The sequence below is a fragment of the Arenibacter algicola genome (assembly GCF_000733925.1).
GTDB lineage: Bacteria > Bacteroidota > Bacteroidia > Flavobacteriales > Flavobacteriaceae > Arenibacter > Arenibacter algicola.
Window position 1 is genome coordinate 2394878 of the sequence record NZ_JPOO01000003.1, and the last position, 16010, is coordinate 2410887.

Below are 16010 nucleotides of genomic sequence, written 5' to 3' on the forward strand. Positions count from 1 at the left end.
AAATTATGCATGCATAGTATTTTTTAATCAAAATTTAACATTTTTTAATAAAAATTTGCCAAAATATTAGTCGATAAAAAATGACATCCATAAATAACAGCCCTTTTTGGCCATCATCTATGGATGTCATTATAGTTTTATTAAGAAGTAATCTATTCCACCGTAACCGACTTGGCCAAGTTACGGGGCTGATCTACATTACAGCCTCTCATTACCGCAATGTGATAAGATAATAACTGAAGCGGAATAGTAGTCAATAGAGGCGTTAAACTCTCCAAGGTTTCCGGGATTTCAATGACATGGTCCGCCAGTTCCTTAACCTGAACGTCGCCCTCTGTAACTACAGCAATAATTTTGCCTTTTCTAGATTTAATCTCCTGTATATTACTTACCACCTTTTCATAATGCCCCTTATTGGTTGCAATAACCACTACGGGCATATGTTCATCTATAAGGGCAATGGGCCCGTGCTTCATTTCCGCCGCAGGATAGCCCTCGGCATGTATGTAACTAATTTCCTTTAATTTCAAAGCACCTTCCAAAGCAACGGGAAAATTGTACCCCCTTCCCAAATAAAGGCAGTTCGTGGAATCTTTATAAACATTGGATATTATTTCTACCAAAGGATTGGAAAGCAAAGCCTTTTCAACCTTGGAAGGAATATTTTCCAATTCGCTCAAGTGCTCATGGAATCTCCTATTATCAAATATTCCCTTTTCCTTGGCCAATTTTAATGCCAAAAGGGTGAGTACCGTTATTTGTGTTGTAAATGCCTTGGTCGAGGCCACCCCAATTTCGGGCCCGGCATGGGTATAGGCACCAGCATCGGTTTCCCTAGCTATGGAGGAACCAACAACATTACAGACTCCAAATACAAAGGCCCCCTTTTCCTTTGCCAGTTTAATGGCCGCCAGTGTGTCTGCCGTTTCCCCAGATTGGGAAATGGCAATAAGAACATCCTTATCGGTTATGACCGGGTTTCTATAGCGGAACTCTGAAGCGTATTCCACTTCTACAGGAATCCTGGCCAAATCTTCAAAAATATATTCTGCCACCAATCCGGCATGCCAAGAAGTCCCACAGGCCACAATAATAATACGATTGGCATTCAGGAACTTTTCCAGATTATCATCTACGCCCGCCATTTTGATAATCCCTTCCTTAGCCCTAAGTCGGCCACGATAGGTATCTAAAATAGCCCTAGGCTGTTCGTAAATCTCCTTTAACATAAAGTGATCAAAACCGCCCTTTTCAATTTCCTCAAGATTAAGTGCCAATTCTTGGATAGAAGGATAGGCAATTGCATCGTTTTTTATTTTTCTCAATTTAATTTCCTTCCCCAATCTAATGACCGCCATTTCCTCATCCTCCAAATAAATGGCATTGTTGGTGAATTCTATAAAAGGCGATGCATCGGAGGCAATAAAAAATTCGTTCTCCCCAACACCTATGGCCAACGGACTACCTAATTTGGCTACTACTATTTCATCTGGTTTTTGCTTGTCAAAAACTGCAATGGCATATGCCCCGACCACCTCATTCAAAGCAATCTGCACAGCCTTACCAAGCTTAACCCCTTCCTTGCGCTTTACTTCCTCTATAAGGTTTACCAACACTTCCGTATCGGTTTCTGAAGAAAAAGTATAGCCCCTTTTTGTTAATTCCTTCTTTATAGCATCATAATTCTCTATAATCCCATTATGGATAATTACCAAATCTCCGGAATTGGAATAATGTGGATGTGAATTAACATCATTTGGGACACCGTGTGTTGCCCATCTTGTATGGCCTATACCCAGTTTCCCCTCTAAGGAAATGGTACTTTTGGCCTTATTATTTAGATCCTCTACCTTCCCCTTGGTCTTGGATAGGTTTATTTCGTTGCCGTCATACAAGGCTATACCCGCACTGTCATAGCCTCTGTACTCTAAACGTTGAAGTCCTTTTATAATAATGGGATAAGCATCCCTATACCCAATATATCCTACGATTCCACACATATTTTAAAGTTTAATGGTTAGTAATTAACAAAAGGTTATATATAACAAAGTTAGCACCTTGTTATATAAAACCTTTTATCTTTTAGTTAATTAACGTAAAAATACTATAAGTGGTATTTTTCTGGCTTTTAATTTGCCCGGGTATAGAAAATTTCGAGTTTTAATTTTTTCCCCTCCTGCCCACTGGGTAAGTTATCACTACCATAAAGGACTGTCCCAAATGGGTTAATTGAGGACATTACAGGTACCTGTCCCTCCGTATTATTGGCAAGCATGGCCTTTCCGGTGGTTGAAATCCTTATGTCCGAGGTCAATGTCAAATTAAGTGTGGTATTGGTAGAATCCCGCACTATTAGGTCGTTGATATAATTGGTAATCTTTATTTTATATGTCTGTCCTTTGCCGCTTACCCTGTTTAGACCTCCATCATAGTTCGTAAAATTGCCAGCGTTGTAATCCTCTTCAGATTCCAAAAATTGATTATAGACTGGTCCATTGGTATTGTCCTTGAACAAATACAACTTTGAAGGTTCAATAACACTACCGGCGGCGTCCAAAGTATTTCGATCTACGTAAAACACCAAATTTGCTTCATTTATGATCCAATTCTTGGATTTGATCTGATTGATGATCTCGTCTCCATTTATTTCGTCGAAAAGTTTAATTTGGGCAAAGCTTCCCGCCCCACCTTTTAGGTAGATCTTGGAAGCATTTTCCCCATTGTCCAGTCCGCTTGTAATTTCATCGGGATAGGCCTCATTAATGAAGGTATTTACGGCATTCCCTATAACTGCTCCTGTACTAGTATCGCGCCTAATGAAATTTAGAACAAATTCCTGCTCGTTCTCAATAATAGTATCATCTGCAGAACTGGTTACACTATCATATTTATATTTTATGGTAATATTTCCCCGTGTTATATCCAACAACACTAAAACATCATCAGGAACCGATAAATGGACACCTCTGAAAAATTCCGAAAAATTCGCCTGGCTCAACAACTCCGAATCACCTTCCTTATCCAATATATTTTGTTGAAAAAATGCCGGATTTAAAGCTACCCTAATTCCAGGGGCAATCCTAGTTGGTGCTTCCTCGGATTCATCTACATCCTCGGTTTCTGGATCGTCTTCCTTAAAGATCAATTCTTCTACATTCTTAACCTCCACAGTACCATCGAACAAAAGGTCGGATACAAAGGTGGGCGAAAACTGTTGTGATGAATAATATTGTTGCGCTTCCTGAAAATTGGTGTTGGGATCCAAATCCCTCAAGAAATAGGTAGATCTTTCAACTTTAAAATTAAATGATTCCGGAATATTTCCGTTGGCATCAAAAATACTATCCAAGTCATATTTTACAGGAAATCTGTTCACTGCAGTATCGTCGTCCAAATTGTCATTGATGCCATCGCCGTCCGTATCCTGGTTTAAGGGATCCGTCCCAAGCGATTTTTCCTGGATATCTGTTAAGGTATCCCCATCACTATCACTATTGGGATCCTCTGGGTCGGCATCATAGGCATCGGCCACACCATCAAGGTCGAGGTCTCCCCTTGGATTTGTCAAAAAAGGTATGAAAAGAATAACCTCTTCCACCGTCTCATTTTCTTTTATGGTAAGGGTACTGGAATCTGTATCGGCAGTTTCTTCCACTGATGCCGAATAATTTCCAAAACTGGGATTGGCAAAGGACAACTGTACCTGAGTGGTTATACTGGCCTCGGTCTTTCCATATATTGGGTCTGTATAATTCCCTAATTGATAAGCCGGTAATTTATTGGTCCTTACCGCCTCTATCTTTTTATTGTAGGCAAAAACATCGTAAACTGCCTTGCCGGCCGTAAATGGTTCACCACCTACTACACCACTACCTACGGTAGTCAAGTCCTCCTCACAGGACCCCAAGACCACAACAAGCAATATACCCACCATTGTAGGCAATTTTAATCTGTTCAGTAAATTCATTTAGATTATTTTAAAACTTTGGTGTTATAAAAATTCACGTAAGCTTCCTCAAACTCCTGTAAAGGAACAAATGGCAAAACAGGTTTTTCGAGCTTGGATATGTAGTCTTCCAAGTCGGCCGGAATATTTTCTGCGGCTAAAATAACAGCATCGGCATAATCCACAGCAACTTTTAACAAATTATTATAATTGGGCTCCTCAAGCGCTTTTATACTTTCTTCAGGAACACCGTCGAAGGCAATCTTTTTAATGAGGTCTTTATCCAATGTACCATCAAAACCTTGCCCATAAACAGACATGATGATCTTGCTTTCGGAAAACAAAGGCTCGTCGGCATAGAATTTTTTCAGATATAGTGGCAACAAAGATGCCATCCATCCATGAACATGAATAATATCCGGAGACCAATTCAATTTCTTGACCGTTTCCACCACACCTTTGGCAAAGAAAATAGCCCTTTCGTCATTATCTGGAAATAATTTCCCATCCTCATCGGTAAAAGTTGCCTTTCTTTTAAAGTATTCATCATTATCAATGAAATAAACCTGAATACGCTCTCTAGGGATAGAGGCCACTTTTATGATCAATGGCATATCCATATCATTAATCACCAAATTCATTCCGGATAATCTAATTACCTCGTGCAATTGATGTCTACGTTCATTGATATTCCCAAACCTTGGCATAAAAATCCTTATCTGGCCACCATTGCTATTGACCATTCTTGGGGTTTCGTAAGACATTAAGGAAACTTCGTTCTCCGGAAGATAGGGTACTAATTCTGAAGATACAAACAATATCTTTTTGCCATTCATAAAAGCAATATTTTATTAATAGAGTAAGAGAAAGTGCAAAATTACAAAAATTATGCAGATTAGCAGTAATTATAGTAAGTTTGCTCTCTTTTAAGTAAAACGAATGCAGCTAATTACCACTAAAAAGGAACTTAAGTCCTATCTAGACTCCCATGAAAAAACCAAAACAATTGGTTTTGTCCCAACCATGGGGGCATTGCACATGGGACATATGGCCTTGGTTAAAAGGTCGGTCGAAGAAAATGACCTTACCTTGGTTAGTATTTTTGTTAACCCTACCCAATTCAACAACAAGGAAGATCTGGACAAGTACCCAAGCACTTTGGAGGCCGATATGGCCCTATTAAAAAGAGTTTCCGATAGGATAACGATTTTTGTCCCTTCCGCCTCCGAAATTTATTCTGGAGAAATAACCTCTAAAACTTACGATTTTGAGGGTTTGGAGAATGTTATGGAAGGTGAATTTAGAAAAGGACATTTTGACGGTGTAGGAACTATAGTTGAAAAGCTATTGCGCATAATATCACCAACCAGGGCATATTTTGGGGAAAAGGATTTTCAACAATTGCAAATCATCAAAAAACTAGTAGAAATCACAAATTTACCCATAGAAATTATAGGCTGCCCCATAGTAAGGGAAGCCAACGGACTGGCCATGAGTTCCAGAAACGAGCGATTGGACACAGAATTGAGGCAAGAGGCCGGTTTTATATACAAAACCTTAAAAGCTGCCAAACAAAAATTTGGCACGAAAAGTGCTAATTTTACAGTGGATTGGGTAAAAAAGCAATTTAATTCCCATCCAAAACTAAACTTGGAATATGTTAAAATTGCAGATGTAGACCAATTGAAACCTGTTAAAAGAAAAAACAGAAATGTGAAATATAGAGCCTTTATCGCCGTTTATGCGGGAGATGTTAGGCTTATAGATAACATTGCCCTTTAAAATTGAAAACCAATTCCATAATGCCGACCATAATTAAATTGGAAATCCAATTGGCATAAATGCTTAACTTTGTCCCATGCAAATAGAAGTAGTAAAATCTAAAATACACCGCGTGAAAGTAACGGGTGCTGACCTTAACTATATAGGCAGTATTACCATTGATGAAGATCTAATGGATGCGGCCAATATTATTAGAGGCGAAAAGGTACAAATTGTCAATAACGACAACGGAGAAAGGCTGGAGACCTATGCTATTCCCGGAACCAGAGGTAGTGGCGAGGTAACCTTGAATGGCGCTGCCGCCAGAAAGGTGGCTGTTGGCGATGTTTTAATTCTAATAACTTACGCTACCATGGATATTGAATTGGCCAAAAAATTCAATCCATCCTTGGTTTTCCCCAATGAGGAAACCAATCTATTGTCCTAATTTTGAAGTCTTCCATCAAGAATACGTTAAAAACAATTCTCCCCATCCTGCTGGGAGTTTTTTTAGTATGGTATTCCTATTATTCCACCTCTGAAAAGGATAGGTCGGAAATAATACATTACATAAAAAATGCAGATCTTTTTTGGGTCGGGGTATCCGTTTTTTTAGGGATCCTTACACACCTTTCCAGAGCTTTAAGATGGAATTATCTGTTGCAGCCATTAGGCTATAAGCCAAAACTATTCAACAATATATTGATCATATTAACGGCCTATTTTACAAACCTGGGGATCCCTAGGTCCGGAGAAATATTGAGGGCCACGGCCCTGGCCACCTACGAGCATGTTCCTTTCCAAAAAGGATTTGGAACCATAGTCACAGAAAGGGTCATCGATTTGGTAATGCTATTCCTGATTGTGGCCATTGCGCTCTTCCTTCAAACCGATATAATATGGGGTTTTCTTCAACAAAAAGGTTTTAATCTAATATACTTGCTAGCACTAATTGGTTCAGGGCTATTGACCCTATCCCTGGGGATGTACGTAGTAAAAAAATCAAATTCAAAATTTGCCCTAAAACTAAAAACATTTTTGCGAGGCCTTTTGGAGGGTATCCTCAGTATTTTTAGAATGAAGAATAAATGGAGTTTTGTTTTACACACCTTATTCATTTGGCTAGCCTATATAGCAATGTTTTGGGTAATAAAATATACGGTTCTGGAAACCGTGGACCTAAGCGTAAGTCAGCTACTGGTTGCCTTTGTGGCAGGTGCATTTGCCATGTCTGCCACCAATGGCGGTATAGGCATTTATCCTATTGCCGTTAGTAGCGCCCTGGCAATTTTTGGTATTAGTAAGGTTTCAGGGGATGCCTTTGGATGGATTATGTGGATTTCACAAACTTTAATGATAGTAGTTTTTGGCGCAATATCTTTTCTGATTTTACCGTTATGGAACAGAAACAAATAGTCTTCTATTGCCCAAATTCTGTTCTATGCAACGTTTTTTTACTCTATTGGCCTTATTCGTCTACTTTGGCAGCAATGCACAGGTAACCCAAGAAATATTCGAATCCTTTAAGTTACAGGAGCGCAGGGATGTACAATACTACTTCCCAGAAACCTACACCGCAGAAAAAAAATATCCTATCATTGTTGTTTTGGATGGGGAATACCTATTTGATCAGGTGGTGGCCAACGCAAAATTTTACAGTAATTTCCATGGCATGCCCGAAGCTATTGTAGTAGGCGTAAATCAATCCAAAAATAACCTAAGAAATCAGGATTGTGGCTTTGAGCCCGATAGTGGGCTGCCCACCGAAAAAGGCAAACTGTTCTTCGAATTTTTGGGAATGGAACTTATTCCCTATTTGGAAACCAAATTCAGTACGGCTCCCTTTAAAATGTTCGTGGGATACGATATCACTGCTAATTTTGGTAATTTTTATCTCTTTAAGGACGATTCCCTTTTTAACGCCTATATAAGTATTTCACCTTATTTGGCCCCAGAAATGGAAACAAGGGTGCCTTCGCGACTATCTGTGATGAAAAAGAAAATATTCTACCAATTGATCTTGGAGGGCGAAAAAAGTGAAAATAGTAATAGAGTATTGGCGCTGAACCAAACATTAAAAGGTATGGAATCTGATAATCTCCGTTATTTCTTTGATCAGTATGAGAATGCCGACCACATTTCAGTAGCCACCTACGGTATTGGAAAAGCCTTCGACAATATCTTCGGCATGTTCAAGCCCATAAGCCCAAAAGAATACAAAGAAAAGATTCTAACCCAGATTGGACCTGTATTTGATTATTTGGCGGACAAACAGGCTTCTATAGAAAATCTATTTGGCTTTAGAAAAACAACCAGTCTAAACGACATTATGGCCATTTATGCCGCCTCCAGAAAAAAGGAGGATTTTGAATCCTTGAAGCCCTTATCAGACCTCTGTAAAAAAGAGTATCCCAATACCATGTTGGGCTTTTACTTTGAAGCTGAATATTACGAGCAATTGGGCGAACCTAAAAAGGCCCTTAGGACTTTTGAAAAGGCTTTTGGCATGGAAGAAATAGATTTTCTTACCAAAGAAATGGCTTTGGAAAAAATTGATGCCCTTAAAGCAGATTTTGGTTACTAAAAAGGCTTTTGCACAAAGGCTTGGATAATATAAAAAACTTCAAGCCTGAAAGCTTGCAGTGCTGCATTGGTTGTTATCCACATGGCCATCAATCCCTCTTGTTGGGGAATACTTCTTCCTATTACTTATTTAACTTAAATGCACATGGTATCATTTTAGACTAAGCGTGCAAAACCCTACCTCCTTTTCAAACTTCTTATTACCTTAGCGCAAACCATAATTTAAAGAATGGCCAAAACAAAGACCGCTTTTTTTTGTCAGAACTGTGGAACCCAATATGCCAAGTGGGTAGGACAATGTGGAGCATGCAAGCAATGGAACACCGTTGTGGAAGAAGTAATCCAGAAAGAGGAAAAAGTATCCTGGAAAAGTACTACCCAGCCCTCAAAAAAAATTGCAAAGCCATTAAGGGTCAATGAAATTAGTACCGACAAGGAAATAAGGCTCAACACTTTCGATTTGGAGTTCAATAGGGTCCTAGGAGGTGGATTGGTCCCTGGCTCCCTTACCCTTTTAGGAGGGGAACCGGGTGTAGGCAAAAGTACTTTATTACTGCAGATAGCCCTAAAGCTCCCTTACAAAACCTTATATGTTTCCGGAGAGGAGAGCCAAAAACAAATTAAAATGCGGGCCGATCGCATTCACCCCAATAGTGAAACTTGTTTTATCCTTACCGAGACCAAAACACAGAATATCTTTCAACAAATAGAAGCTACTGAGCCCGATATTGTGGTCATAGATTCCATACAAACCCTTCATACAGATTATATTGAGTCTACTGCAGGCAGTATTTCCCAAATACGGGAATGCACGGCAGAACTCATCAAATTTGCCAAGGAAACGAATACCCCCGTTATCCTCATTGGCCATATCACAAAAGATGGCACCATTGCCGGACCCAAAATATTGGAACATATGGTAGATACCGTATTGCAATTTGAGGGCGATAGAAATTACGTATACCGTATCCTAAGATCTTTAAAAAACCGCTTTGGATCTACTTCGGAATTGGGAATATATGAGATGCAGGGAAGTGGTTTGAGGGAGGTCAACAATCCGTCCGAAATCCTAATTTCCAAGAACGATGAAGGATTAAGTGGTACATCCATTGCATCTACCGTAGAGGGCATGCGCCCACTAATGATAGAAATACAAGCCTTGGTAAGCACCGCCGTGTATGGCACGCCACAGCGTTCTACCACAGGTTACAATGCCAAGCGATTAAACATGCTTTTGGCCGTTCTGGAAAAAAGGGCCGGATTTAAGTTGGCGGCGAAGGACGTTTTTCTCAACATCACCGGAGGAATTTCTGTGGACGACCCCGCCATTGATCTTGCCGTTATTGCGGCCATCCTCTCCAGTAACGAGGACATTCCTATAGAAAAAGGGGTGTGTTTTGCTGCCGAGGTAGGTCTTGCCGGTGAAATAAGGCCGGTACAACGTATAGATCAGCGTATTTTGGAAGCCGAAAAATTGGGTTTCAGCACTATCTATGTTTCCAAAAACAATAAGATCACCTTAAAAAACACCCAAATTAGAATACAATTGGCCTCCAAGATCGAAGATGTAGCCAATAGTCTATTCTCCTAGTGCCCGCTTAAGTATTCGCTATTTTTTTGAATTGAACATTCTTGCCAAAACCATCATCAGAACAACAACTACAACAATTAAGCCTAGTTGCCAGAAACCTACTTTTAAAAAATTTATCGCTATCATATCCTCAGGGAGCTGGGTTTGGAATTTCATTATGTATGGCCTCAATACCCTTAAGTACTTCCTCGCTTAATTGCACCTCTATACTCCCTATATTTTCCTTAAGCTGATCCATTGTGGTAGCACCAATTATATTGGAAGTCAAAAATGGTCTCGAATTTACAAAGGCCAATGCCATTTGTGCCAATGACAAGCCGTTTGCCTGAGCCAGGTCATAATATTTTTCGGTAGCCCGGACGGCCGGTTCACTACTATACCTATTGTAATTTGGAAAAAGGGTTACACGGGCATTCTCGGGCTTTCTTCCTCCGAGGTACTTGCCGCTCAAAGTTCCAAAGCCCAATGGCGAATAGGCCAACAAGCCTAAATTCTCACGATGCGATATTTCTGCCAATCCAACTTCAAAAAGCCTATTTAAAAGACTATATGGATTCTGTATGGTAATCATTCTAGGCAAACTGGCATGTACCTTACTTTCTTCCAAGTACCGCATAGCTCCCCATGGGGTTTCATTGGAAATACCCACATGTCTAATTTTTCCCTCTCTCACAAGATCTCTTAAGGCTTCCAATATCTGATGGATATTGTCCTCCCAATGGTCATTGATACTGTGCTTATATCCTCTTTTTCCAAAATAATTGGTTGTCCGATCTGGCCAGTGCAGCTGATAAAGATCCAGATAGTCTGTTTGCAAACGGGAGAGGCTTCCCTCAACGGCCAATTTAATAGTGTCGCGATTAATGCCCGTGGTTCTGATGAACTTGGTCATTTCAGCTTTTCCTGCAATCTTGGATGCCAAAATTATCTTATCGCGATTCTTTTTCTTTTTAAACCAATTTCCTATAATTCTTTCGGTGTCCGCATATCGCTCCTTTGTGGCTGGAATGGGATATAATTCTGCCGTGTCAAAAAAATTAATTCCCTGCTCCAAGGCATAGTCCATCTGCTCGTGACCTTCTTCTTCTGTATTCTGTCGGCCCCAGGTCATGGTACCAAGACATATATTACTTACTTCAATATCGGTATGGGGGAGATTGGTATACTTCATTCAGGTGATTTTTGAGTGTAAAAAAAATAATTAATAATAACTAAAGCAAATAAATGTCCCAACTCTTGTTATATCACTCAATTTGGGTCAACAATAATACCTGCGGAAATGAAGATATACCAGTAGTAGCCACCACCTTGGCCATTTCATTGAAATTAAACATAAAGGACCCCAGCATTACATCTGGCCTCCTATCTCCATTAAAATCCGCTACTTCCATAGTTAACCATTTACCATATAAGGCGTCTGGATGAAAAGATGCGGTATATTTCATATCTCCGTTGTTCAATAAATAGACGAAGCTTTCTCTTGGGTCTTTAAGATCGGCATAAAACGATACGCCCACTATGTCCAAATCCCCATCATTATCAAAATCCCTAGCCACGGCCTTACTGCACCCGTACATGGGATAAAAGAATGTCTCCTTAAAATTGTTATGTCCGTCGTTCAAATATATTCTAAGTCCTTGGTAAGGTTTATCCACATTGGAATAATCCCAGTTGTCTCCATTGGTAAGCAAAATATCTTGAAATCCGTCATTATTAAAATCGGCCAATTCAAAATAACTCACTCCATGGACCGGGGAGAATTCCAATACCTTCTTTTCCTCAAATTCTCCCTGTCCCTTGTTGTAATAAATGGAAATTTGTTCATAGGCTTGGGCCATCAAGACAACGATATCAGGTTTTTGATCCCCATTTAGATCTTTGATCGCTACCATTCGGGCCCCAGGCAAATTACTTAATACATGTTCCTTAGAGGGTTCAAAATTATCGAACCATGATAATTTTCCGCCGTAATTCCCAAAGCTACAAACCACTACATCCTTTTTATTATCTCCGTTTAGATCGGCCGAAGCAAAGTGAACCGGTCTTCTTAGTTTTGAAATAGCTATAGTAGCACTTTGGTTATTCTCCCTTATTTTTAAATTGGCCAACCTTCCCAACTCCTGATCGGAAGGTCTAAATTGCCCTATGGTCAAGAGCAAGGGATCTGAATTTTCGTTAAATTCAATGTGCGAGGCAGGACTATTCAATAACCAACTATTACTTATTTCACCCGTATTTTTAAGGGCGTAAAGATTATTGTTGTCGCCAATATATAGTTCCGACGATGCTTCATTAAAGTTGAGCAATGACACTTTTGGAAGCTTGTTGTCCCCGATGGTTATAAATTGTGATTTAAAAGGGGCCTTTTCTTTGGTATGACTAACGGTTACTTGCTGCGACTCCAGTTTAATCGGGGCATTTTGAACATAATAATCTACAATCCTGTCCCAATCTTCCTTTAGAATTAATGGAGCATCGGGATATATATTTAGATTCCTTACAATACTTTCATCTATAGGATCAAGGTCTTCAAAAGGATCGGTTCCATTTGTCTTAATGCCCAAGCGCATACCCATATTGGGCAGAACACTCTTCTCCCAAGTATTCCTATCCAATAAACCTGGCTCCGGAAATGTATGGCACATTTGACAATACCGTACCGCCAATTCCTTGCCTGATGACTTTAATTTGGGTTTTTGATTCTGTGGAGGGAATATGCTTTCACCTTGAAAAAAAATAGCTAAACAAATTAATGATAGGCATAGCGCATAAATCAATCGAGTAACACTAAACATTTTCATGCCCGCTCTTTTTAGTCAAATTAAATTAGCAATATTCCCTTGCCGATCAAAGTACCAAGGATGGAAGATTAGGCCTAAAATTATAATTTAATTCTAATATACTCCCCGTTCCAATATACTTTAATAAAGCAATCACTTCACAATTGAATGACTACAAAATCTATGTTCCAAGCCTTTATTCTCCTAACCCAACTCCACGAGAATAGGACAATGGTCACTATGAACGGCCTGCGACAAAATAACGGAACGTTTTAGGCGGCTCTCCAATGGCCTGCTTACCAATCCATAATCCAATCTCCATCCCTTATTATTGGTACGGGAGTTTGCCCTATAGCTCCACCAGGTATAATTATCGGGTTCCTTGTTAAAATGCCTGAAGCTATCTATAAACCCACTATCCATAAAATTGCCGATCCACTCCCTTTCCACGGGTAAAAACCCCGAAACATTTTTGTTCCTAACCGGATCATGGATATCTATTGCCTCATGACATATATTATAATCCCCGCAAATAACAAGATTAGGTTTGTCCTTTTTTAAATGATCTACATAGTCTTGAAAATCGGCCATATATTGCAGTTTATGATCCAATCGGGCTATATTGGTTCCTGAGGGCAAATAAAGGCTCATGACAGAAACCCCATTAAAATCGGCCCTAAGATTTCGCCCTTCAAAATCCATATAGTCTATTCCCGTTCCGTACTCTACATGGTCCGGTTGTAATTTGGCAAGAATTGCCACACCACTATATCCTTTCTTTTGGGCACTGTACCAGTAATGATAGTGGTAACCCAAGGCCTCAAAAACTGCCAGGTCCAATTGATCCCGATTGGCCTTGATTTCTTGCAAACAGACCACATCCGGATTTACTGTTTTTAGCCAATCCAAAAATCCTTTGTTCACCGCAGCCCTGATTCCATTTACGTTATAAGAAACAATTTTCATTTAAATATATTTATCCGGCACCTACCTTTCTTAAATTCCAAAGGAAAGCCAGTGACCTTTAATTTACTTCAATATCAATTTTTCCAAAATAAGGCTAAAAATAGCCAATGTTTTTTGTAACCGAAAAGACGGAGCAAAATAGTTGATATTTATACTTATTTTAAAGTACCCAATTCATGGACCCTTTTAATTTCAATAGAAAAAATCAGATAATATTCCTTAAGTTTGAGACTTAAAATAAATGCATGAAATCCTCCTTACAATTTCTATTTGCCATAATTTTTCCATTTGTATCAAATGCACAGGAACCCATACAAAGAGATAGCATCACTGAATTGGACGAAGTAATACTTTTGGATTCCCTTCAATCGGCCACAGATAATGGCATTATAGCTACTAAAATTATTGGCCCCAAGGTATTTCAGAACTATAGTCCCGTAGATATGGTTTCGGCAATAAATCAAATATCCGGAGTTTATATATTATCCGGGGCATTGAACACCAATAGGATTACCATAAGGGGGGTAGGCGCAAGAACATTGTTCGGAACCGATAAATTAAGACTTTACTATAATGATATCCCAATTACAAACGGTTCAGGTTTCTCAACCATTGAATCTTTCGATTTGGAAAATCTAAGTTCGGTAGAGGTAATCAAAGGTCCAAAAGCGACTAATTATGGTGCTAATTTGGGAGGTGCAATTTTACTGAATTCGAAACAGCCTACCAACAAGTCCACCTATTTCAGAAATAACTTTACAATAGGCTCCTACAACCTAGTTAAGAACAATCTCCAGTTTAGCCTTAAAGAGAACAAGATCGCTCTAAACCTACATTATGGCTATTTGGAGACCGATGGCTATAGGGAAAACAACAAATTTAAACGCGAAGGTCTACTTCTGGATTTAAATTATCAAATAAATCCCAAAACCAACATTGGCCTTCTCTTCAACCATGTTGATTACAACGCCCAGATACCTAGTTCTTTGGGAGAGACCGATTTTAAGGAAAACCCCACCAAGGCCGCATTTACATGGAAATCTGCCAAAGGATACGAGGATAACAAATATAGTCTGGCAGGCCTGACCTTAAATCATGCCTTTTCAGATAAATTGAAAAACACCAGCAGTATTTTCTATTCCTATTTGGATCATTACGAGCCCAGACCATTTGGAATTCTGGAAGAATACACCAACGGTTATGGTTTCCGGACAAAGTTCGCCGGTGCTTGGACTACCAATGAATCCAGGATCGACTACAATTTTGGTGCAGAATTATACAAGGATGAATACCAATGGAGCGAATTTGAAAATCTATATCAAGATAACAACGGACAAGGAAGTTTACAGGGCGATCAATTTGCCGATAACAAGGAGTTTAGGCGACAGTTCAATGCTTTTGGGAATCTACTTATCCCTTTTGGGAAGGCTTTTTCTACCCAAATTGGGTTAAATGTAAATAAAACCTATTACGACTTCAGGGACGAATTTAATCAAGGGGCGGACAATAAGAGTGCAGAAAGGGATTTTGACGCCATTGTGCTACCCAGCCTAAACCTCAACTATAGTTTTTCAGCAGTAAATTCAATTTATGCCAATATAAGTAGAGGTTTTTCCAATCCCACAGTGGAGGAAACACTAACACCGGAGGGCGTTATTAACCCTGATATAGCCCAAGAAACGGGTATGAACTATGAAATAGGCACTAGATTTCGCCTTCTAGATCGAAGATTAAATCTAAATATGGCCATTTACAGGATGGATATCAAAAATTTATTGGTGGCTCAACGAGTAGGCGAGGATCAATATATTGGCAAGAATGCGGGCAAGACGCAACATCAGGGTTTGGAGTTGGATATGGAATATAATTGGGATATTACCTCCAAGCTAAGGGTAACCCCTTTTATTAGTTATACTTACAACGATCACAGTTTTGTGACCTTTGTAGACGAGGACAACAATTATTCTGGAAATCCATTGACAGGGGTACCCAAAAACAGGTTGAACTCTGGTCTACAAGCCCAACTTAATAATAAATTTTATTGGTATTCCACCCATCAATATGTAGGGGAAATTCCTATGACGGATGCCAATAGTCTCTACAGTGAAGCCTTTAATGTAGTGAACAGTAAAGTGGGATATAAAAATCAGTTGGGTAAAAAGCTATCGATGGACATAGCCTTTGGGGTCAACAATATCTTCGATGTCAACTATGCCCAATCCGTACTTATCAACACAACGGGATTTGGCGGGGCCGAGCCTAGGTACTACTATCCCGGAAACGATAGAAATTACTATGGTAGTCTGAGGTTGGGATATTCCTTGTAAAAGAAAAGGTCTAAAAAGTTGAAAAAAATTGGGTTAAACCAACAAGTCAACTTAAT

Annotated in this window: 12 protein-coding genes; 6 read left to right on the forward strand and 6 right to left on the reverse strand. The window is 39.4% G+C overall.

Features of this window, described 5'->3' with window-relative positions; all coding sequences use genetic code 11:
- Nucleotides 1-152: 152 nt before the first annotated feature.
- The 3 genes from glmS to U735_RS0120870 form a co-directional block, all read right to left on the reverse strand.
- Complete coding sequence (gene glmS / locus U735_RS0120860; RefSeq protein ID WP_031445677.1) at nucleotides 153-2000, reverse strand: glutamine--fructose-6-phosphate transaminase (isomerizing); 1848 nt, start codon at nucleotides 1998-2000, stop codon at nucleotides 153-155.
- A gap of 128 nt (nucleotides 2001-2128) precedes the next feature.
- Nucleotides 2129-3967, reverse strand: a complete 1839-nt coding sequence (locus U735_RS0120865) for a DUF4270 domain-containing protein (protein ID WP_031445678.1) — start codon at nucleotides 3965-3967, stop codon at nucleotides 2129-2131.
- Between the two features lie 5 nt (nucleotides 3968-3972).
- On the reverse strand, nucleotides 3973-4782 hold the full coding sequence (locus U735_RS0120870; protein ID WP_031445679.1) for a glycogen/starch synthase: 810 nt from the start codon (nucleotides 4780-4782) through the stop codon (nucleotides 3973-3975).
- A gap of 103 nt (nucleotides 4783-4885) precedes the next feature.
- Here U735_RS0120870 and panC point away from each other — a divergent pair, with 103 nt between their 5' ends.
- The 5 genes from panC (at nucleotide 4886) to radA (ending at nucleotide 9881) form a co-directional block, all read left to right on the forward strand.
- Entirely contained in the window at nucleotides 4886-5728 is an 843-nt protein-coding gene (gene panC / locus U735_RS0120875) for a pantoate--beta-alanine ligase (RefSeq protein WP_031445680.1), read from the forward strand.
- A 76-nt stretch (nucleotides 5729-5804) separates the two neighbouring features.
- Nucleotides 5805-6155, forward strand: coding sequence for an aspartate 1-decarboxylase (gene panD, locus U735_RS0120880; protein WP_031445681.1), 351 nt, complete (start codon nucleotides 5805-5807; stop codon nucleotides 6153-6155).
- 2 nt (nucleotides 6156-6157) lie between these two features.
- Nucleotides 6158-7123: a lysylphosphatidylglycerol synthase transmembrane domain-containing protein gene (locus U735_RS0120885; RefSeq protein WP_031445682.1), complete on the forward strand. Its 966-nt coding sequence runs from the start codon at nucleotides 6158-6160 to the stop codon at nucleotides 7121-7123.
- Between the two features lie 25 nt (nucleotides 7124-7148).
- Complete coding sequence (locus U735_RS0120890) at nucleotides 7149-8291, forward strand: alpha/beta hydrolase (protein ID WP_031445683.1); 1143 nt, start codon at nucleotides 7149-7151, stop codon at nucleotides 8289-8291.
- 228 nt (nucleotides 8292-8519) lie between these two features.
- Nucleotides 8520-9881, forward strand: a complete 1362-nt coding sequence (gene radA / locus U735_RS0120900; protein ID WP_031445684.1) for a DNA repair protein RadA — start codon at nucleotides 8520-8522, stop codon at nucleotides 9879-9881.
- Nucleotides 9882-10011: 130 nt separating this feature from the next.
- On the opposite strand, the gene U735_RS0120910 is transcribed toward radA, so the two are convergent.
- From U735_RS0120910 to U735_RS0120920, 3 genes are all read right to left on the reverse strand, one after another.
- The gene (locus U735_RS0120910) at nucleotides 10012-11052 is read right to left on the reverse strand and encodes an NADP(H)-dependent aldo-keto reductase (protein ID WP_031445685.1); all 1041 of its coding nucleotides are present in this window, start codon (nucleotides 11050-11052) and stop codon (nucleotides 10012-10014) included.
- A 73-nt stretch (nucleotides 11053-11125) separates the two neighbouring features.
- Nucleotides 11126-12682: an FG-GAP repeat domain-containing protein gene (locus U735_RS0120915; protein WP_232233298.1), complete on the reverse strand. Its 1557-nt coding sequence runs from the start codon at nucleotides 12680-12682 to the stop codon at nucleotides 11126-11128.
- A gap of 183 nt (nucleotides 12683-12865) precedes the next feature.
- Entirely contained in the window at nucleotides 12866-13627 is a 762-nt protein-coding gene (locus tag U735_RS0120920) for an exodeoxyribonuclease III (protein WP_031445687.1), read from the reverse strand.
- 245 nt (nucleotides 13628-13872) lie between these two features.
- Here U735_RS0120920 and U735_RS0120925 point away from each other — a divergent pair, with 245 nt between their 5' ends.
- Nucleotides 13873-15954 (forward strand): TonB-dependent receptor family protein, encoded by a 2082-nt coding sequence (locus U735_RS0120925; protein ID WP_031445688.1) that lies wholly within the window; start codon nucleotides 13873-13875, stop codon nucleotides 15952-15954.
- The last annotated feature ends 56 nt before the right edge of the window (nucleotides 15955-16010 follow it).